This window comes from Agrococcus sediminis (assembly GCF_007923295.1).
GTDB classification, from domain to species: Bacteria; Actinomycetota; Actinomycetes; order Actinomycetales; family Microbacteriaceae; genus Agrococcus; species Agrococcus sediminis.
Genome location: NZ_VOIR01000014.1, coordinates 80,111 through 98,279, shown reverse-complemented (window position 1 = coordinate 98,279; position 18,169 = coordinate 80,111). Strand labels below are relative to the sequence as shown.

General features: G+C 72.7%; 20 protein-coding genes and 1 pseudogene. 10 read left to right on the top strand and 11 right to left on the bottom strand.

Going from position 1 to position 18,169, the window contains the following annotated elements:
* Positions 1-9: 9 nt before the first annotated feature.
* The gene (locus tag FQ330_RS08060; RefSeq protein WP_146356618.1) at positions 10-465 is read right to left on the bottom strand and encodes a DUF1905 domain-containing protein; all 456 of its coding nucleotides are present in this window, start codon (positions 463-465) and stop codon (positions 10-12) included.
* Positions 466-609: 144 nt separating this feature from the next.
* Here FQ330_RS08060 and thpR point away from each other — a divergent pair, with 144 nt between their 5' ends.
* Both thpR and FQ330_RS08050 read left to right on the top strand, forming a co-directional pair.
* Entirely contained in the window at positions 610-1,161 is a 552-nt protein-coding gene (gene thpR, locus FQ330_RS08055) for an RNA 2',3'-cyclic phosphodiesterase (protein WP_146356616.1), read from the top strand.
* Positions 1,162-1,212: 51 nt separating this feature from the next.
* Positions 1,213-1,590 (top strand): nuclear transport factor 2 family protein, encoded by a 378-nt coding sequence (locus FQ330_RS08050; RefSeq protein ID WP_146356614.1) that lies wholly within the window; start codon positions 1,213-1,215, stop codon positions 1,588-1,590.
* A gap of 121 nt (positions 1,591-1,711) precedes the next feature.
* On the opposite strand, the gene FQ330_RS08045 is transcribed toward FQ330_RS08050, so the two are convergent.
* Positions 1,712-2,950 carry a saccharopine dehydrogenase family protein gene (locus FQ330_RS08045; RefSeq protein WP_146356612.1) on the bottom strand — a complete coding sequence of 413 codons (1,239 nt, stop codon included), beginning with the start codon at positions 2,948-2,950 and terminating at the stop codon, positions 1,712-1,714.
* Between the two features lie 180 nt (positions 2,951-3,130).
* On the opposite strand from FQ330_RS08045, the gene FQ330_RS08040 reads away from it, so the two are divergent.
* The 5 genes from FQ330_RS08040 to FQ330_RS08020 all read left to right on the top strand — a co-directional run bounded on the left by FQ330_RS08040 (position 3,131) and on the right by FQ330_RS08020 (position 7,394).
* Positions 3,131-4,651, top strand: a complete 1,521-nt coding sequence (locus FQ330_RS08040) for an APC family permease (protein WP_225792757.1) — start codon at positions 3,131-3,133, stop codon at positions 4,649-4,651.
* On the top strand, positions 4,648-5,064 hold the full coding sequence (locus FQ330_RS08035; RefSeq protein ID WP_128188866.1) for a universal stress protein: 417 nt from the start codon (positions 4,648-4,650) through the stop codon (positions 5,062-5,064). The genes FQ330_RS08040 and FQ330_RS08035 overlap by 4 nt, the downstream gene beginning before the upstream one ends.
* Positions 5,065-5,158: 94 nt before the next feature.
* Complete coding sequence (locus tag FQ330_RS08030) at positions 5,159-6,499, top strand: aspartate aminotransferase family protein (RefSeq protein WP_146356608.1); 1,341 nt, start codon at positions 5,159-5,161, stop codon at positions 6,497-6,499.
* Entirely contained in the window at positions 6,484-6,945 is a 462-nt protein-coding gene (locus FQ330_RS08025; protein WP_146356606.1) for an Lrp/AsnC family transcriptional regulator, read from the top strand. Before FQ330_RS08030 ends, FQ330_RS08025 begins: the two co-directional genes overlap by 16 nt.
* 119 nt (positions 6,946-7,064) lie before the next feature.
* Positions 7,065-7,394 (top strand): YciI family protein, encoded by a 330-nt coding sequence (locus tag FQ330_RS08020; protein WP_128188863.1) that lies wholly within the window; start codon positions 7,065-7,067, stop codon positions 7,392-7,394.
* 30 nt (positions 7,395-7,424) lie between these two features.
* On the opposite strand, the gene FQ330_RS08015 is transcribed toward FQ330_RS08020, so the two are convergent.
* Positions 7,425-7,805 (bottom strand): PH domain-containing protein, encoded by a 381-nt coding sequence (locus FQ330_RS08015; RefSeq protein WP_128188862.1) that lies wholly within the window; start codon positions 7,803-7,805, stop codon positions 7,425-7,427.
* A 99-nt stretch (positions 7,806-7,904) separates the two neighbouring features.
* A complete protein-coding gene (locus FQ330_RS08010; RefSeq protein WP_146356604.1) occupies positions 7,905-9,566 on the bottom strand; it encodes an ABC-F family ATP-binding cassette domain-containing protein in 1,662 nt (553 codons plus the stop codon).
* A gap of 118 nt (positions 9,567-9,684) precedes the next feature.
* Here FQ330_RS08010 and FQ330_RS08005 point away from each other — a divergent pair, with 118 nt between their 5' ends.
* The gene (locus FQ330_RS08005) at positions 9,685-10,272 is read left to right on the top strand and encodes a hypothetical protein (RefSeq protein WP_146356602.1); all 588 of its coding nucleotides are present in this window, start codon (positions 9,685-9,687) and stop codon (positions 10,270-10,272) included.
* A 42-nt stretch (positions 10,273-10,314) separates the two neighbouring features.
* Here FQ330_RS08005 and FQ330_RS08000 read toward each other — a convergent pair.
* Positions 10,315-10,512, bottom strand: a pseudogene (locus tag FQ330_RS08000) (4a-hydroxytetrahydrobiopterin dehydratase); the annotation flags it as partial.
* A gap of 38 nt (positions 10,513-10,550) precedes the next feature.
* Between FQ330_RS08000 and arfB the strand changes: the two are divergent.
* The gene (gene arfB / locus FQ330_RS07995; RefSeq protein ID WP_146356599.1) at positions 10,551-10,991 is read left to right on the top strand and encodes an alternative ribosome rescue aminoacyl-tRNA hydrolase ArfB; all 441 of its coding nucleotides are present in this window, start codon (positions 10,551-10,553) and stop codon (positions 10,989-10,991) included.
* Between the two features lie 15 nt (positions 10,992-11,006).
* Here arfB and FQ330_RS07990 read toward each other — a convergent pair whose 3' ends face one another.
* Entirely contained in the window at positions 11,007-11,483 is a 477-nt protein-coding gene (locus tag FQ330_RS07990; RefSeq protein ID WP_146356597.1) for a GNAT family N-acetyltransferase, read from the bottom strand.
* A gap of 71 nt (positions 11,484-11,554) precedes the next feature.
* On the bottom strand, positions 11,555-12,811 hold the full coding sequence (locus FQ330_RS07985; protein WP_146356595.1) for an FAD-dependent oxidoreductase: 1,257 nt from the start codon (positions 12,809-12,811) through the stop codon (positions 11,555-11,557).
* A 61-nt stretch (positions 12,812-12,872) separates the two neighbouring features.
* Between FQ330_RS07985 and FQ330_RS07980 the strand changes: the two genes are divergently transcribed.
* Entirely contained in the window at positions 12,873-13,211 is a 339-nt protein-coding gene (locus FQ330_RS07980; RefSeq protein ID WP_128188855.1) for a TraR/DksA family transcriptional regulator, read from the top strand.
* 48 nt (positions 13,212-13,259) lie between these two features.
* Here FQ330_RS07980 and FQ330_RS07975 read toward each other — a convergent pair whose 3' ends face one another.
* From FQ330_RS07975 to FQ330_RS07960, 4 genes are all read right to left on the bottom strand, one after another.
* Complete coding sequence (locus tag FQ330_RS07975; protein WP_146356593.1) at positions 13,260-15,803, bottom strand: excinuclease ABC subunit UvrA; 2,544 nt, start codon at positions 15,801-15,803, stop codon at positions 13,260-13,262.
* A 75-nt stretch (positions 15,804-15,878) separates the two neighbouring features.
* Entirely contained in the window at positions 15,879-16,604 is a 726-nt protein-coding gene (locus FQ330_RS07970) for a competence/damage-inducible protein A (RefSeq protein ID WP_146356591.1), read from the bottom strand.
* Positions 16,605-17,031: 427 nt separating this feature from the next.
* Complete coding sequence (locus FQ330_RS07965) at positions 17,032-17,727, bottom strand: hypothetical protein (RefSeq protein ID WP_225792755.1); 696 nt, start codon at positions 17,725-17,727, stop codon at positions 17,032-17,034.
* Positions 17,728-17,863: 136 nt separating this feature from the next.
* Positions 17,864-18,124 (bottom strand): hypothetical protein, encoded by a 261-nt coding sequence (locus FQ330_RS07960; RefSeq protein WP_146356587.1) that lies wholly within the window; start codon positions 18,122-18,124, stop codon positions 17,864-17,866.
* Positions 18,125-18,169: the final 45 nt, after the last annotated feature.

Genomic DNA, 18,169 nt, shown 5'->3' with positions numbered 1-18,169 from the left:
TCCCGCGGCTCAGCTCGCGGTCGTCGCGCGCAGCTGGTCGAGCGCGCGCTCGAGGCGGCGCTGCCGGGTGGCGTCGGCCTTGGCGTCGGCGATGCCCCGAGCGAGCTCCTTCCGGCGCGACGGCGCGAGCCCCGCGAAGGCGGCGGCCGCGGTCGGATCGGCGTCGAGCGCCGCCGCGAGCTCCTGCGGCAGCTCGACCTCGCGCTCGGCCCGGTCGAGCGCGACGACCGCCTCGACCTCATCGCCCTCGTCGACGCCGAGCGCCGCGCGCCGCTCCTTCGACAGGCCGAGCAGGTTCTCGCCGCCCATCTGCCCGATGCGCGTGCGCACGGTGGCGTCGCCGATGCTCAGCGTGACGGGCGCGTTCCTCGCGCCGCCGAGCGAGGCGACCTGCTCGTCGGTGAGGATGATCGCCGCGGCCGGCCCGCGGCGCTCGACGGTGGTGCGGATGCGGAGCTCGCTCATGCGCGCCAGCGTAGGCCGCGCCGACGGCCGTGCACCAGCGTCACGACCGCTTCCGCAGCGCCGGCTCCGGGTGGGCCGCCCCGTGTGCCGCAGGCTATGCCCGGCTCCCGAGCGGCGCCTGGGCGGCGCGGCTAGGGTCGGCCCATGGGGCGACGGATGTTCGCGGCCGTGGTGCCGCCGGAGGACGTGCGGGAGGATCTCGCCGCGTTCCTCGAGCCCCGCGAGGGCCTGCGCTGGACGCCCTCGGATCGCCTGCACCTCACCCTCGCGTTCCTGCCCGGCGTGCCCGAGCGCATCCTCGAGCCCCTGGAGGAGCGCCTGCGCGCCGCCGTGCTCGACGTGCCGCCGTTCGCGTGCCGGCTGGCCGGGGCGGGGGCGTTCCCCGACCCGGATCGCCCGGCCGTGCTCTGGCTCGGCGTCGACCGCGGCCATGCCGAGCTCGAGCACCTCGCGCAGCGCGTGCGCACCGCCGCGAGTGTCGCGGGCGCCGCGCCAGACGGCCGGCGGTTCGTGCCGCACGTGACGCTCGCGCGGCAGCCGCGCCACCGCAGCGCGCTCCGCTGGCTGCGCGTGCTCGACACCTACGCGTCGCGCACCTGGACGGTCGACGAGGTCGAGCTCATCGAGTCGCAGCTGCTCGGCCGCCCGCACCAGCCGCGGCACCTCGGCGTCGCGACGCTGCCGCTCGGCGGCTGACGCTCGCGCACCGCCCTACCGCCGGGGCGCGCCGTGCGGTAGGAACGCAGCATGACGGCTGCACAGCGATGGCTCGACGGCTACATCCGCGCGTGGGAGACGAAGGACCCGGCCGACGTGCGGGCGATCTTCGCCGACGACGCCGAGTACTGGTTCCGGCCCGACGACCCCTCGCCGCTGCGCGGCATCGACGCGATCGTCGAGATGTGGCGCACGGAGCGCGAGCCGACGGCGCCGCAGCACGACCTGCGCGTGCTCATCGAGGACGAGCGGCTCGCGATCGTCACCGGCACGGTCGCCTACCCGGGCCACGAGTCGTACGCGAACCTGTGGGAGGTGCACCTCGCGCCCGACGGCCGCGCCCGGCGCTTCGTCGAGTGGTACATGACGCTGGCGAAGCCCGCCGCCGACAGCCCCGACGCCGACTGACCTCAGGCGCGCCGTCGCTCGACCGGCTCCGTGCGCGCCCGGCCGGATGGTCCGGTCGGCGACGCACCTGGCCGGTCGACGAACGGGCGGCCACCCGCAGCACGCGACCCCGCGCGAGGCCTCACGCGGCCGGCGCGACCTCCATCAGCCCCCACGGGCTGCCGTACTCCTCGAGCTTGTCGAGGAACGGCTTCGGCGGCATCGCCTCCGGCCCGAGCACGCCCGAGCCCGACCAGACGCCGGTCGCGAGCAGCTCGAGCGCGATCACCGGGTTGATCGCCGTCTGCCAGACCACGCACTGGTGCCCGTACTCGGCCATCGACCACGCGTTGTCGACCACGTGGTAGAGGTAGGTCGAGCGAGGCTCGCCGTCCTTCCCGGTGCCGCGCACCCACACACCGGCGCAGGTCTTGCCCGTCATCACCGGGCCGATGGATGCGGGATCCGGCAGGCAGGCGGCCACGACGTCGCGCGGCGAGACCTCGACGCCGCCGACCCGCACCTTCTCGGTGCGGTCGAGCCCGAGCGTGTGGAGCGTCTGCAGCACGCCGATGAACTCGGCGCCGAGCCCGTACTTGAAGGTGACGCGCTCGCAGTCGAGCCAGCGCGGCATGAGCAGCACCTCCTCGTGCTCGACGTTGACGCACTCGACGGGGCCGATGCCCTCGGGGAAGTCGAAGACCTCGGGCTCGCTGAAGGGCGGCGTCGTGTACCAGCCGCCGTCGACGCCCGTGCGCGAGCGCTCCCAGATGACCGGCGGGTTGAGGCACTCCTCGATGGTCGTCCAGATGGAGAACGAGGGCGCGAAGATCTCGTTGCCGTCGTCGTCGTGCACGGCGAGGTTCGCGCCGTCGCGCGTGCCGAGCTCGGTGATCGACGAGAAGAGCTCGTCGGCGGCGTAGCGCGCGAGCACGTCCGACAGGCCCGGCTCCACGCCCATCCCCACGAGCGCGAGCCGGCCTGCCGACTCCCAGTCCCCTGCCTTCGCGAACTGCGCGTCGCCGAGCTTCACGCCGACCTTCGCGTAGGGCTCGTCGGGGTGCCGCGTCGACAGGCTCATCGCCATGTCGAGGTAGTCGGCGCCGGCTGCGAGCGCGCCGTCGAAGATGGGCATCACGAAGCGCGGGTCGACCGCGTTCATGACGTGCGTGATGCCGTGCTCGCGGCACAGCGCCGCGACCGAGCCGGGGTCGGATGCGTCGACCTGCGCCGCGCTGAAGCGCGCGTCGACGGCCGCGGCGCGCTCGGCGCGCGCTGCGTCGTAGTCGGCGATCACGATCGCCTCGAAGAAGTCGCGACGGGCCGCGATCGCGGCGAACGCGCCGCCGACGCCTCCGGCTCCCACCAGCAGGATCCGCATGGACGATGCTCCCTCCGCCGGCTCCCGCCGCGCGGCCGCGCGACACGAGAAGCCGGATTCAGCGCGACTCTAGCGCCAGAACGACGGAATCAGTAGTCTCACCCAGCAAGAAGCGCGGATACGGCACCCGATAGCGGGATGCACGCACGGCATCCGCCGCATTGCCCAGAGGGAGCCGTCGTGACCCGCAGCACCACCCCCGTCGCCGACGGCAGAGCGCAGCTGAAGCCGAACGCCATCGGCTTCTTCGACGCGCTCGTCATCGGCCTCGCCTCCACCTCCCCCGCCTACACGATCGCCGCGATCATCGGCGGGCTCGTGCTCTACACCGGCGTGCACGCCCCCGGCATCATGCTGGCGAGCTTCCTGCCGATGCTGCTCATCGCCTCCGCCTTCTACTACCTCAACACCGTCGACCAGGACTGCGGCACCACCTTCTCGTGGGTGACGCGCGCCATGGGCCCCTGGTTCGGCTGGATCGGCGGCTGGGCGATCGCGATGACCGGCGTGCTCATCGTCGGATCCCTCGCCGAGGTCGCCGCCCGCTACGCGCTGCTGACCTTCGGCCTCGAGGATCTCGCCTACGACCCCGTGCTCATCCGCGTGCTCACGGTGATCGTCATCCTCGTCATGACCGCCATCTGCGTCTGGGGCACCGAGATCTCGGCCCGGCTGCAGAACGTGCTCATCGTCTTCCAGGTGCTGTCGCTGCTCACCTTCGCCGTCGTGGCGCTCGTGCAGGTCTTCACCAACACGTCGGCGTACGAGTCGATCACCCCCTCGTGGGAGTGGCTGAACCCGTTCGGCGGCGGCTGGGAGGGCGTGACGGCGGGCCTGCTGCTGGGCGTCTTCGCCTACTGGGGCTGGGAGTCGGCGGTCAACCTCACCGAGGAGACCACCAACTCGTCGCAGTCGCCCGGCAAGGCCGCGATCTGGTCGACGGTCGTGCTCGTCATCACGTACCTCTCCGTCACGATCGCCGTGGTCGCGCTCGCCGGCGAGGCGTTCCTCGCCGAGACCGCCGACGAGGAGGACGCGATCTTCCAGGTGCTCGCCTCCGACACGATGGGCCCGTTCGCGTGGATCGTGATGCTGTCGGTCTCGACCTCAGCCCTCGCCTCGACGCAGACGACGATCATCCCCGCGTCCCGCACAGGCCTCAGCATGGCCCGCCGCCGCGCCCTGCCCGCGATTTTCGGGCACATCCACCCCCGCTTCCGGACGCCGGATGTGTCGACCTGGTGGGTCGCGGGCATCGCGATCGCGTACTACCTGGTCGTGGGCCTGCTGAGCGAGACGGCGCTCTGGGACACGCTCACCGCCCTCGGCCTGCTCATCGCCTTCTACTACGCGCTCACCGGCATCGCGTGCGCGATCTACTTCCGCAAGCGCCTCATGTCGAGCGCGAAGAGCTTCCTGCTCATCGGCGTAGGCCCCGTGATCGGCTCGCTGCTGCTCATATGGCTGCTCATCTCGGCGATCATCGACTACGGCAACCCCGAGAACGCCTACACCGAGACGCCCTGGTTCGGCCTCGGCCCGCCCCTCGTGATCGGCATCGGCATCTTCGCCACCGGCATCGTGGTGATGACGATCTGGTACTTCCGCGACCGGCGCTTCTGGGAGGAGCGGCCGAGCACCGCCGAGCAGACGATCGTGCGGGTCGACGCGACCCGCGACGGAGAGGGGACGCGCGCATGAGCATCGTGCTCGGCTACGACGAGTCGCCCGGGGCCCGGGCGGCGCTCACCACCGCGATCGACGTCGCACGCCGCTTCGGCGAGCAGCTCGTGATCGTCTACGGCACCGCGCCGCCCGGGGCTCCCGGCGACGAGCTGCGCACGCACGAGGCGGCGCTCGCGCAGCTCGGCGGCGAGGCGATCAGCCACGCGCTCGCCGCGGCCGAGGAGGCCGGCGTCGACGCGATCACCCAGCTCGTCTCGGCGAAGCCGGTGGATGCGCTGCTCGAGCAGGCGGACGCCCACGACGCGAGCGTGATCGTCGTGGGCACGTGGGGCGAGAGCCCGCTGCAGGGCGCCATCCTCGGCTCGACGCCGCACAAGCTGCTGCACCGCAGCCGGCGCCCGGTGCTCTGCGTGCCGATCCCCGACTGACCGCCCGACGCGCGGCGGCGCGGCCGTGCGCCCCCGCGCGCATCCGGCACGCCGCCCCAGGCACCCCGACAACACGAACGAGGAGACGAGACGCATGAGCACGCCTGCCGACCACCTGTGGATGCACTTCACCCGGATGGCGGGCGCCGACGCGGCGCCGGTCATCGTGCGCGGCGAGGGCGCCTACATCTGGGACGACCGGGGGAAGCGCTACCTCGACGGGCTCGCCGGGCTGTTCGTCAACCAGCTCGGGCACGGCCGCGCCGACCTCGCCGCCGTCGCCGCCGATCAGGCGTCGACGCTCGCGTACTTCCCGCTCTGGTCGTACGCGCATCCGACCGCCGTCGAGCTCGCCGACCGCATCGCGGCGCTCGCGCCCGGCGACCTCGACCGCGTCTTATTCACGAGCGGCGGCGGCGAGGCCGTCGAGAGCGCGTGGAAGCTCGCGAAGAACTACTACCGGCTCACCGGCAGGCCGCAGAAGCACAAGGTCATCAGCCGCGCGATCGCCTACCACGGCACCACGCACGGGGCGCTGTCGATCACGGGGCTGCCGTCGCTCAAGCAGATGTTCGAGCCGCTCGTGCCGTCGACCTTCCGCGTGCCGAACACCAACCTGTACCGGGCGCCGATCCACGGCGACGACCCCGAGGCGTTCGGCCGCTGGGCCGCCGACCAGATCGCGGTGGCGATCGAGCAGGAGGGGCCCGAGACGGTCGCGGCGGTCTTCCTCGAGCCGGTGCAGAACGCCGGCGGCTGCTTCCCGCCGCCGCCGGGCTACTTCGAGCGGGTGCGGGAGATCTGCGACGAGCACGACGTGCTGCTCGTCTCGGACGAGGTGATCTGCGCCTTCGGGCGGCTCGGCACGATGTTCGGCGCGGAGCGCTACGGCTACCAGCCCGACATCATCACGTGCGCGAAGGGGCTCACCTCGGGCTACGCGCCGCTCGGGGCGATGATCGCGAGCGCGAGGCTCTTCGAGCCGTTCGCGCAGCCGGGTGCGATGTTCGCGCACGGCTACACGTTCGGCGGTCACCCCGTCGCGACGGCCGTGGGCCTGCGCAACCTGCAGATCTTCGAGGAGGAGGGCGTGCTCGAGCACGTGCGCGCCAACGAGGGCGCCTTCCGGGCGACGCTCGAGCGCCTCACCGACCTGCCGATCGTCGGCGACGTGCGCGGCGACGGCTACTTCTACGGCATCGAGATGGTGAAGGACAAGGCCACCCGCGAGACGTTCGACGAGGCCGAGAGCGAGCGGCTGCTGCGCGGCTTCCTCTCCACCGCGCTGTTCGACGCGGGCCTCTACTGCCGCGCCGACGACCGCGGCGACCCGGTCATCCAGCTCTCCCCGCCGCTCATCTGCGACCAGTCGCACTTCGACGAGATCGAGCAGATCCTGCGCGGCGTGCTGACCGAGGCATGGGCGCGGCTGTGAGCCTCCCCGACGCCCAGGACAAGGCGATCATCGCCGAGCTGCAGCGCGACGGGCGCGCGCCCTACTCGGCGATCGCCGACGCGGTCGGGCTGAGCGAGACGGCGGTGCGCAACCGGGTGAAGCGCCTCACCGACTCGGGCGTGATGCAGATCGTCGCCGTCACCGACCCGACCCAGCTCGGGTTCGCGCGCCAGGCGATGATCGGCATCCGCGCATCCGGTGCCCTCGAGCCGCTCGCCGAGTCGCTCGCGGCGCTGCCCGAGGTCGACTACGTCGTCATCACCGCCGGCAGCTACGACGTGCTCGTCGAGGTCGTCTGCGAGAGCGACGCGCACCTGCTCGAGCTCGTCTCGCAGCGCATCCGCTCGATCGAGGGAGTGCGCGAGACCGACACCCTCATGTACCTGAAGCTGCAGCAGCAGAGCTACGCGTGGGGCGTGCGGTAGCCCGTCGCGTGCGGCTGGAGCGGCCGCTGCCCCACGGCGAGGGGGACCCCTTCCGCCCGAGCCCGGCGGAGCCAGGGCAGGCCTGGTGCGCGCGCGACCGGGCGGGCAGGATGGCCGGCATGGGCCACTACCTGATCTCGTTCCCGAGCGCCTCCATGGTGCTGAGCGACGAGGAGTTCCCGGATGTCGTGCGCGACTCGCACGCGGTGATCGAGGAGGCGAAGGCGGCCGGCGTCTACGTCTTCGGCGGCGGCATCGACGAGAGCGTTGACCCCGTGCTCGTGCACGCCGACGGCGCGACGTCGCCGGCGACGACGCACCTCGACGGTGGCTTCTGCGTGCTGCGGCTCGGCTCGCGCGAGGAGGCCGAGTCGTGGGCGGCGCGCATCGCCCGGGGCTGCCGCACGCCGCAGGAGCTGCGGGCGTTCCAGTACGACCCGGCGAGCTGAGGCGAGCGGCGGCCGGCCCGGGTCTGCCGCCTAGCTGGCGCCGAGCACCACGTGGGCGATGAGGTGGTCGAGCTTGCGGACGTCGACGCCCTTGCCGACCTTGATCTTGATGTGCCCTGCCCTCGTCCAGAGCTCGAGCTCAGCGTTGAAGTCGAGCGTGCCGGCGTTCTCCGACGACCACATGTTCACCGAGGAGTACGGCAGCGAGTACATCTCGACCTTCTTGCCGGTCATGCCCTGCGCGTCGCGCACGATCAGGCGCTTGGTCGTGAAGACCGCGGAGTCGCGGAAGGTCTTGTAGGCGGCGATCGGCTGCTCGCCCTGAACGAGCATCGGCATCACGTCGTCGGGGATGGGGCACTCGGCGACGAACGTCCAAGCGGTGATGGCGGCGGTGGTCTCGATGGACATGAGGACTCCTCGGTGCAGTCGTGGGGACCCCTCAGACGCTAGAGCAACCCTCAGACATCGCGCGCATGGTGCTTGCGCGACCACCGCCGACGCTGGCGCTCAGCGCTCCGCGACCCTGCCGGCCTCGACGTGCCAGCGACGGTCCGTGCGTACCGTCTCGAGCATCCGCCGGTCGTGCGTGACGAGCAGCAGCGTGCCCTCGTAGGTGTCGAGCGCCTGCTCGAGCTGCTCGATCGCCGCGAGGTCGAGGTGGTTCGTGGGCTCGTCGAGCACGAGCAGGTTGACGCCGCGCGCCTGCAGGAGCGCCATCGCCGCGCGGGTGCGCTCGCCGGGCGAGAGCTCGTCGACGGGGCGGCCGACGTGGTCGGCGCGCAGGCCGAACTTCGCCAGCAGCGTGCGCACCTCGCCCGACGCCATCTCGGGCACGAGCCCCTCGAAGGCGGCCGCGAGCGGCGTCGCGCCGGCGAGCAGCGAGCGCGCCTGGTCGATCTCTCCGATCTGCACGCTCGCGCCGAGGCTCGCGGAGCCCTCGTCGGGCTCGCGCCGGCCGAGCAGGGCCCGCAGCAGCGTCGACTTGCCGGCGCCGTTGGGGCCGGTGATGCCGATCCGCTCCCCCGCGTTGACCTGCAGCGACACCGGGCCGAGCGTGAAGTCGCCCTGCCGGATCACCGCGCCGCTCAGCGTCGAGACGACGGTGCTCGAGCGGGGCGCGGCCGCGATCGCGAACTGCAGCTCCCACTCCTTGCGCGGCTCCTCGACCTCCTCGAGGCGCGCGATGCGGCTCTCCATCTGCCGCACCTTCTGCGCCTGCTTCTCGCTCGACTCGGTCATCGCGCGGCGGCGGTTCTTGTCGTTGTCGGGTGCCTTCTTCATGGCGTTCCGCACGCCCTGGCTCGACCACTCGCGCTGGGTGCGGGCGCGGGCGACGAGGTCGGCCTTCTTGTCGGCGAACTCGTCGTACTGCTCGCGCGCGTGCCGGCGGAGCGTCGCGCGCTCCTCGAGGTAGGCGTCGTAGCCGCCGCCGTAGACGCGGTTGGTCGACTGCGCGAGGTCGAGCTCGAGCACGCGCGTCACGCAGCGCGCGAGGAACTCGCGGTCGTGGCTGACGAGCACCACCCCGCCCCGCAGGCCCTGCACGAACGCCTCGAGCCGCTCGAGCCCGTCGAGGTCGAGGTCGTTCGTGGGCTCGTCGAGCAGCACGATGTCGAAGCGGCTGAGCAGCAGCGCCGCGAGGCCGACGCGGGCGGCCTGCCCGCCCGAGAGCGAGGTCATGAGCGCCTGCTCGGGGTCGCCGTCGAGCTCGAGGCCGAGGTCGGCGAGCACGATCGGGATCCGCTCCTCGAGGTCGGCGGCGCCGCTCGCGAGCCAGCGATCGAGTGCGGCGGAGTAGGCGTCGGATGGGTCGACGCCGGCGGGTGCGAGGCTCGGGTCGCCGAGGGCGAGGGCCGCGGCATCCATGGCAGCCGTCGCCAGCGCGCACCCCGTGCGCCGGGCGATGTAGCCCACGACCGTCTCGCCCTCGACGCGCTCGTGCTCCTGCGGCAGCCAGCCGACGAACGCGTCGGCCGGCGCCAGCTGCACGGTGCCCGCCTGCGGCTCGGCCTCGCCGCCGAGGATGCGCAGCAGCGTCGACTTGCCGGCGCCGTTCGCGCCGACCACGCCGACGACGTCGCCGGGCGCGACGGTGAGGTCGAGCGAGTCGAAGAGCGTGCGGTGGCCGTGCCCGCCGGCGAGGCCCTGCGCGACGAGCGTTGCGGTCATCCCTCGATTCTCGCAGGCGGCAGTCGCCGTCGCGGCCGCTCCCCCGTCGATCGAGCGTTCTCCACAGCGGCCGACGCGCTGCGCCCCGCGCCCGCGGGGCAGGTCCCAGAGTGTGGGCATGAGCGACGACCCACGAGATGAGCATCCCCTGCTGGCCGCGTTCCGCGACGACCCGGCGCCCCGCAGCCGCAAGCCGTGGACCGAGGAGGACTTCGCAGCCGTGATGGAGGCCTGTCGAGACGGCGCCTCGATCGAGCAGATCGCCCGGCGGCTCGGCCGCACGCCCACGAGCCTTCCGATGCACGTGCGCCGGATGCTGCCGCTCGAAGAGCGCCACCTGCCCATCGACCTCGCGCTGCCACGACTGCGGCAGCTCGACGCAGACGGCGACTACGACTGGCTCGGCGCACTCGCCCAGCGCGAGCCATCGCCGTGGGAGCGCGACCAGGAGCGGCGGGTGGAGCAGCGCGCCCTGGGCCTCGGCGGGCTCTCCGACGAGCTGCTGCTCGACATCGGGCTGGCGCTGGTGACGTGCACGGCGACGGCGCAGGATGCGCTCCGACAGCAGTGCGCAGCGGAGCTGCGCCGCAGAGGGCTCGTCGCGCAGCTCGAGCAGCAGGCCGCCGCAGCCGCGGACGCGGCGGTGGCGCGGCTGAGCGCGCTCCCGACGGACGGCTACCGCGACTGGGACGCAGCCGTCTTCTGACGGCGGTCTCCCCAGCCGTGCGATCCGTCTCAGCGCGTCCGTTCAGCGGACCGGCGCGATGCCGAGCGCCTCAGCCTGCTCGCTGATCGCGCGTGCGAGGTGCACGTCGCGGATCGTCACTGCGCCGACGTCGTGGCTGCTGAGCGTCACGTCGACGGTGCCATAGCTGAGCGTGACGTCAGGGTGGTGGTCCACCGCCTCCGCGGCTTCACCGATGCGGTTCACCAGCTCCAGGCCTGCCGCGAACGTCGGGGTCCATGGTGCACCAGACTCGAGGCATGGACGACCTGCGCGTAGCCCCGGGCCCCGGCGCGCCCCGCGGGCTCGTGGTGCCGGCGAGCGAGCTCGTCGAGCAGTTCTCGCGCTCGTCGGGCCCGGGCGGCCAGGGCGTCAACACCGCCGACTCGCGCGTGCAGCTGAGCCTCGACCTCGCGACGACGACCGCGCTCGACGACGTGCAGCGCGGGCGCATCCTGCAGCGGTTGGCTCCGCGGCTCACCGGTTCTGTGCTGACGATCGCCGCCTCGGAGCACCGCGCGCAGCTCGACAACCGCCTCGCGGCCAGGCGGCGGATGGCCGACCTGCTGCGGGAGGCCGTGGTGCCGGTGGCTCCTCGCCGACCCACGCGGCCGACGCGGAGCTCGCAGCGACGACGGCTCGACGCCAAGGCGCAGCGCTCCGAGACCAAGCGCGCGCGTCGGCGGCCCTTCAGCGACTGATCGGGAGGCGCCCGCTCACGCGGTCGGAGAGATGCGCGCCATCAGCTGCTCGGGGTTCGGCGCCACGACGAAGCCCGCCGTCGCGTACACCTCGTGCGCGTCGGCCGTGACGAGCATGATGCGCTTCAGGCCCATGGGCTCGACGGCGTCGACGATGGCGTTCGCGAGCGCCGTGCCGAGCCCGAGACCGCGGGCGGCGCGGTCGATGTAGACGTCGCACAGCCATCCGAAGGTCGCCCCGTCGGTGATGAGGCGCGCGAAGCCGACCTGCGCGCCGTCGGGCGCGTAGACGCCGAAGCTCGCCGAGCCCTCGACCGCGCGCCGCAGCACGTCCATCGACCTGCCCATCGCCCAGTAGGCATCCGTCGACAGCCATCGGTGCACGCGCTCGAGGTCGAGGCGCGAGCGGTCGGTGTCGAGCTCGTAGCCCGCGAGCAGCTCGCGCCGCAGCGCCAGGTCGGTGACCGCCGGTGCTCCGTGCTCGCCGCCCATCGCGCCTCCTTCTGCCGCTCGTCCGCCCAGCGTAGGACGGCCGGGCCGGTCCACTTCACGCCCGGTGGCAGTCAGCCGGCGAGCCGCGCCGCCACCGCCGCGCCGGCGTGCTCGCCGGCGACGAGCGCACCCTGGATCGACGCGGTCTCGCGGTGGTCGCCGGTAACGAGCACCCGCTCCCCCGTCCAGATCGGGCCGCGGCGGATGGGCCCGGGCGCCTGCGCGGGCAGGGTGTGGTGCACGACGTGGTGCGCGAGCACCTCCCACCGCGCGGTCGCGGTGCCGTAGAGGCGGGCGAGATCCCGGCGCACCTCGTGCTCGCCTGCGTGCCCGTCGGGCTCGCCGAGCAGGGTCGTCGCTTGCACGAGGTGCTGCCCGGGCGGCGCGTACGACGGCGCGGCCTCGGAGATGACCGCCGTGTTCCAGACCGGACCGGCCGGGCCGCCGCCGGGCCGCGATGCGTCGAGCAGCAGGAACGGCCCCGTGCGAGGCTCACCCGTCGCGCGGAACCACCACGTCGTCAGCCCATGCGTCTCGGGTGCGCGCAGCGGCGTGAGGTCGGCGACGTGCTGCGGCCCGACCGCGACGACCGCGGCACGCGCGCGCAGCGCTCCTCCGTCGGTCGTCACCTCGACGCCGTCGGCGACGTCGCGCACCTCGCGCGCGGCGGTGCCGAGCCGCACGGGCTCGCGCAGCCCCGCCGCCAGCTGCTCGGGCATCGCCTGCATGCCCTCCCGCGGCAGCCCGGGCGCACCGAGCGCGAAAGAGCGCAGCAGCAGCCGCACGTAGTTGGCGGATGCGTCGCCGCTGCTGTCGGCGAGCACGCCGGCCAGGAAGGTGTCGAGCACGTCGCGCCGCAGCCGCCCCGTGAGCCCCGCGGCGTCGAGCGAGGCGCGCAGCGTCTCGTCGCTCGTCGCGCGGGTGGCGGCGCGGGCGTCGAGCAGGGTCGGCCCGAGCCACCGCGCGAGCGCCAGCAGGTCGGGCACCGGCAGCAGGCCGCTCGTGATCGTGCGCAGCGCGTGCCGCGGATGCCGCAGCGGATGGGCGAGGGTCGTGGTCGTCGCGCCCGTGCGGACGATCGCGCCCACGCCGAAGTCCTGCAGCTGCAGCGCTGCCACGTCGATCCAGCGCGCGACCGCCGGGTAGGCGGGGTTCAGCACCTGGAAGCCGCGGTCGCACCGGAACCCGTCGACGACGTCGGTGCGCACCCGGCCGCCCACCGCATCCGCCGCCTCGACCACGACGACCGCGAGGCCCGCCTGCTCGAGGTGCCGGGCGCTGCGCAGCCCGGCCAGCCCTGCTCCGATCACGATGACGTCGGCGTCCATGCGGCTCCTCCCTGCGCGTGCCCGCCAGTCTGGCGCACCGGCCTGGGGCTACCGTGGCGGCATGAGCGACTCGAGGGCGGCGCGGATCGCGCAGCGGCGGGACGAGGTGCTCGCGAACCTCGCCGAGCTCGACCAGCAGCTCGCCGACCTGCGGGCGCTGCGCGAGCGCCTGCACGACGACGACGAGCACGACCCCGACGGCGTCTCGCTCTCGTCGGAGTGGTCGCGGCTCGAGGGGCTGCGGCAGGCGGAGGTCGCGGCGCTCGCGGCGATCGACGAGGCGGCCGAGCGGCTCGCGCGCGGCGAGGATGCGACGTGCAGCGTGTGCGGCCGGCCCATCGCGCCCGAACGGCTCGAGGCGCGGCCGCAGGCCACGACCTGCATCGACTGCGCTCGGTAGCGCAGGCACGCGCGACCATGCTCGGCCGCGTGGGCTACCGCGCTGCGCTCACCCCAGCGCCGCCGCGAGGTACGGGGCGGTGCGGCTCGAGGGGCTCGCCGCCAGCTGCTCGGGCGTGCCCTCCGCGACCACCCGGCCGCCCGCATCCCCCGACCCCGGGCCGAGGTCGATCACCCAGTCGGCCTCGGCGACGATGCGCATGTCGTGCTCGACCATGACGACGGTGCTGCCGCCGTCGACGAGGTGCTGGAGGTGGGCGAGCAGCCGGTCGGCGTCAGCGGCGTGCAGCCCGGAGGTCGGCTCGTCGAGCAGGTACAGCGTGTCGTCGCGCTGCCCGCGCTGCAGCTCGGCGGCGAGCTTGACGCGCTGCGCCTCCCCGCCGGAGAGCTGGGGCGCCGGCTGGCCGAGCGCGACGTAGCCGAGGCCGACGTCGAGCAGCGCGTCGAGGTGCCGGTTGACCTCGGCGTCGTCGGTGAAGGACGCGCGGGCGTCGCGCACGCTCATCGCGAGGACGTCGGCGATCGAGCGGCCGTCGAGCTCGATCTCGAGCGTCTCGGCGTTGTACCGGCGCCCGCCGCACGTCGTGCACGGCGCGTGCACGGTCGGCAGGAAGAGCAGCTCGACCTCCATCGTGCCCTCCCCCTTGCAGGTCGGGCAGCGCCCTGCGGGCAGGTTGAACGAGAACCGGCTCGGCGCGTAGCGGCGCCGCCTGGCCTCGGGCGTCGCGGCGAACAGCGCGCGCACGCGGTCGAAGAGGCCCGTGTAGGTTGCGACGTTCGAGCGCGAGGTGCGGCCGATGGGTCGCTGGCTCACCTGCACGACGCGCCGTAGGCGGCCGGCTGGGCCATGTGCCCGTCCGGCGGTCTCCGCCTCCGCGCGCTGCGCGAGCGGGTCGGCGCCGGGAGTGTCCTCATCGACAGCCGCGTCGTCGACCTCGCTCGCGAGGCTCGCGCGCAGCAGCTCGGGCAGCGCCTGCACCACGAGCGTCGACTTCCCCGAGCCGGAGACCCCGGTGACGGCGGTGAGCGCGCCGAGCGGGAACCGGACCGAGAGGTCGCGCACGTTGTGCCGGGAGACGCCCTGCAGCTCGAGCACGCCGTCGCCAGTCCGGCGCTCGCGCCGCTCGCGGCGCGGCGACGGCGCGTCGAATAGGTAGCGGCGTGTGACCGAGTCGCCCGCCTCCCGCAGCCCGTCGAGCGGCCCCGAGTAGACGACCGAGCCGCCCTCGGAGCCCGCGCCGGGACCGATGTCCACGACCCAGTCGGCCTCGCGGATGACGTCGAGCGAGTGCTCGACGAAGAACACGGAGTTGCCCGTGTCGCGCAGCCGCCGCAGGATGCGCAGCAGCGACTCCGTGTCGGCGGGGTGCAGCCCGGCCGAGGGCTCGTCGAGCACGAACACGACGCCGAAGAGCTGCGAGAGCACCTGGGTCGCGAGCCGCATGCGCTGCAGCTCGCCGGAGGAGAGGGATGCGGTGGTGCGGTCGAGCGAGAGCGAGCCGAGCCCGAGGTCGATGATGGGCGCGAGGCGCGCGAGCAGGTCGGTCACGAGGCGCCGTGCGGCGAGCAGCTGCTCGGGGTGCTCGTCGCCGGCTCCGCCGCGCGGCCGCCAGTCGGGCTCGAGCACGTGCTGGAGGAGCGCCGCGACCTCGTCGAGCGGCATCGCGGCGAGCTCGGTGATGGCGAGCCCCTCGAACGTGACCGCGAGCGCCTCGCCCTTCAAGCGGCGGCCACCGCACTCCGGGCACGGGACGCTCACCATGAACGACGCCGCGCGCTCGCGCATCCGTGCGCTCTTCGAGCCGGCGAAGGTGCTCAGCACGTAGCGGCGCACGCCCAGGAACGTGCTCATGTAGCGCGGCTCGACGCCGGCGGCGATCGCCTTCCGCACCTCCGCCGGGCCACGGTCGGTGTAGATCGGCACCTGCGGCGACTCGTCGGTGAAGAGCGCCCACTCGCGCTGCTCGCGCGGCAGCTCGCGCCACGGCACGTCGATGTCGTAGCCGAGCGAGATGAGGCTGTCGCGCAGCTGCTTGCCGTGCCACGCGGTGGGCCAGGCCGCGAGCGCGCCCTCGCGGATCGTCAGCGAGTCGTCCGGCACCATGAGCGCCTCGGGGACGTCGTGCACCTGGCCGAGCCCGTGGCACGTCGGGCACGCGCCCTGCACGGTGTTGGTGGAGAAGTCCTCCGCGTAGAGCATCGGTGCGCCTGCCGGGTAGGTGCCGACCCGCGAGTACAGCATGCGCACGACGTTGGCGATCGTCGTCGCGCTGCCCACCGTCGAGCGCGCCGAGCCGCCCGAGCGCTGCTGCGGGAGTGCGACGGCCGGCGGCAGTCCGTGGATCGCGTCGACGTCGGGCACCCCGACCTGGCTCATGAGGCGCCGCGCGTAGGGCGCGACCGACTCGAAGTAGCGACGCTGCGACTCGGCGTAGATCGTGCCGAACGCGAGCGAGCTCTTGCCGGAGCCGGAGATCCCCGTGAACGCCACGAGCGCGTCGCGCGGGATGTCGAGGTCGACGCTCCGCAGGTTGTGCTCGCGGGCCCCTCGGACCCTCACGCGGTCCAGGCCCGACTCCCCCACTGCATCCATCCGGCCAGTCTCTCGCGAGGCGCCCGCGAGACCGCTGAGCAGTCTCTCAGTGCACTGCGACGACGAGCACGACGCTCAGCCCACCGCGTCGTGGATGGCGCGCAGCCGCTCCATCGCCTCCCGCACGAGTGCCGGGTCGGTTCCTCGCACGACGATGTTCGTGCCGTGGACGCCGGCGTCGTGGAACGGGTAGGAGCCGATGCTGAGGGCGGGCATCTCGGCCGCGAGCTCGCGCAGCGGAGCGGCGATCCGGCCCTCGCCGACGTCGAAGCGCAGCTCGCTCGAGACCACCGGCGAGCCCGCCTCGAGGCCCGGCAGGAGGTCGTCGAGCATGGCGACGAAGATTGCTGGCACGCCGGCCATCACGTGCACGTTGCCGATGCTGAAGCCTGGCGCGCCGCTGATGCGATTGGCGATCAGCGCAGCGCCGTGCGGGATGCGCGCCATGCGCAGGTGCTCGGGCGTCAGCGTCCTCCCGGCGCCGACGGCCGCCTGCAGGTGCTCGCGAGCATCGTCGCGCACCTCGATGCCCACGCCGAAGGCATCGGCCACGGCATCCGCGGTGATGTCGTCATGGGTCGGGCCGATGCCGCCGGAGGTGAAGACGTGCGTGTGCGCCGCCCGCAGCTCGTCGAGCGCGTCGACGATCACCCGGTGGTCGTCGGGCACGACGCGGATCTCGCGCAGGTCGATGCCGACCTGCCCGAGCCGTCCGGCGAGGTGATAGGCGTTCGCCTCGCGAGTGCGCCCTGACAGGATCTCGTCGCCGATCACGAGCATCGCGGCGGTCGGGTTCGACATGGGTCAAGACTGGCGTGCCGGGCTGGAGGAAGCCAACCGGGAAGCGCCCCTACAAGGTGGAAGCCCCTCACGCCGAAGCGGAGGGGCTGTCGCTGGGCCTTCATCCAAGACGTTTCCCGCCCCAGGAGTGCCGGGGTACACATTGCCAGGGCAGGGCTGGGCGGTTCCTGGATATGAGGTTCAGGTGCGGTGAGAGAGCCTCGCTGTCGCCGGCCCGAGCGGCTGGGGCATGCCGTGCCGTCGCCGCGCTCGGCCACACGTTGAAGCGGAACGATAACCCCTGGTTTCGGGTGTTGACGGTCACGGTTGGTTGGGGCCGGAAAATGCGGTCTGACCTGCGGAAACGCGCTCGTGGGACCGTTGGGCGTCGTTGGCGAGAGTCGGTCTTGGCGGGACTTCTTGCGGACTATTTGCGGACCGCTGGGCCTCAGTCATCGCAGTCTAGGTCGAGGATCTCGTTGGCGACCTCGGACGGGAAGAGCGTCGACCAGATGATCTCGCCCGAGCCAGGGTTCATCTCCGCCAGGGGCGACGGTTCGGGCTGCCAGTCTTCAGGCGCAACTCCGGGGACGCAGTCAAGAAGCAATGCGAACATCTGCGGGTCCGGCACTCCTTCGGCAATGATCGCGAGGTAGGCCTCGTGGTCGTTCTCTGCCCGGACGAGCGCCTTGATCCGATGGTTCCGGAACTCGGCTACGGCGAGATGGCCGCTCTTTAGCGACATCGCGATGAGCCGGATGACCATGTTCTTCATCTCGCGCCGCCACGCGACGGCCTGTTCTGCAGCGAGGCGCTGCCAGTCCCAATCGGCCGGGAGCAGGTGATCCGAGGAGACGGTCCTTCCCGTCGTGCACTCTCGCTGCAGCGCGGCGTAGAAGTCGCGCTGGGGACTGTCCGCTTGGCGCCGGCCAGCGACGCCGATCCACCAAGCCCCTCGGCTCGGGCGCACCCAGTCCGGGAGATCAGTGCCGCGGAGCTCGGTCACGGCAGCGCGATGGTCACTGGTCTTGACCTTGAACCAGACGCGGTCGGTGAGCGCGACGACGCGCTCCGCGCCGCCTGCGTCCCGCTGTTCAGGGACCACCTGGGCGCTCACGATGACCGGCTCATCGATCTCTTCCAAGCGGACTCCGAGGTCTGGCAGTTCAACTCCCAGATCACCGAGGCAGCGCCTCGTGGGGCGCACGCCGATCGGTTCCGAGACCATGGGGCGAATCTAGCGGCCAGGTCCGACGGTCCGGCGGAAGGCGATGCGTCGGTTACTGCGGTAGTCCGCCGAGGTCGTCGAGCTCTTCGCTGCTGAGGCCGGTCATGAGCGACACGGCAGCGGCGTCGGTGCCGTTGAGCTGACCGAGTGCAGCCTTGATGCCCGCGTTGATTTCCTCGCGGTGCGCGTCGATGTACTCGCGGACAGCAGCGTCGACGATGTCCTTCTTCGATCGGGACATGAAGTGAGCTGCGTGCGACACGAGTTCGTCAGTAGCGGCGTCGACCTTGATCGGCGCGGTAGCGGTAGCCATAGGGCTGCCCTCCTTCTTGGGTACCAAAGTACCAGCAACTACCGT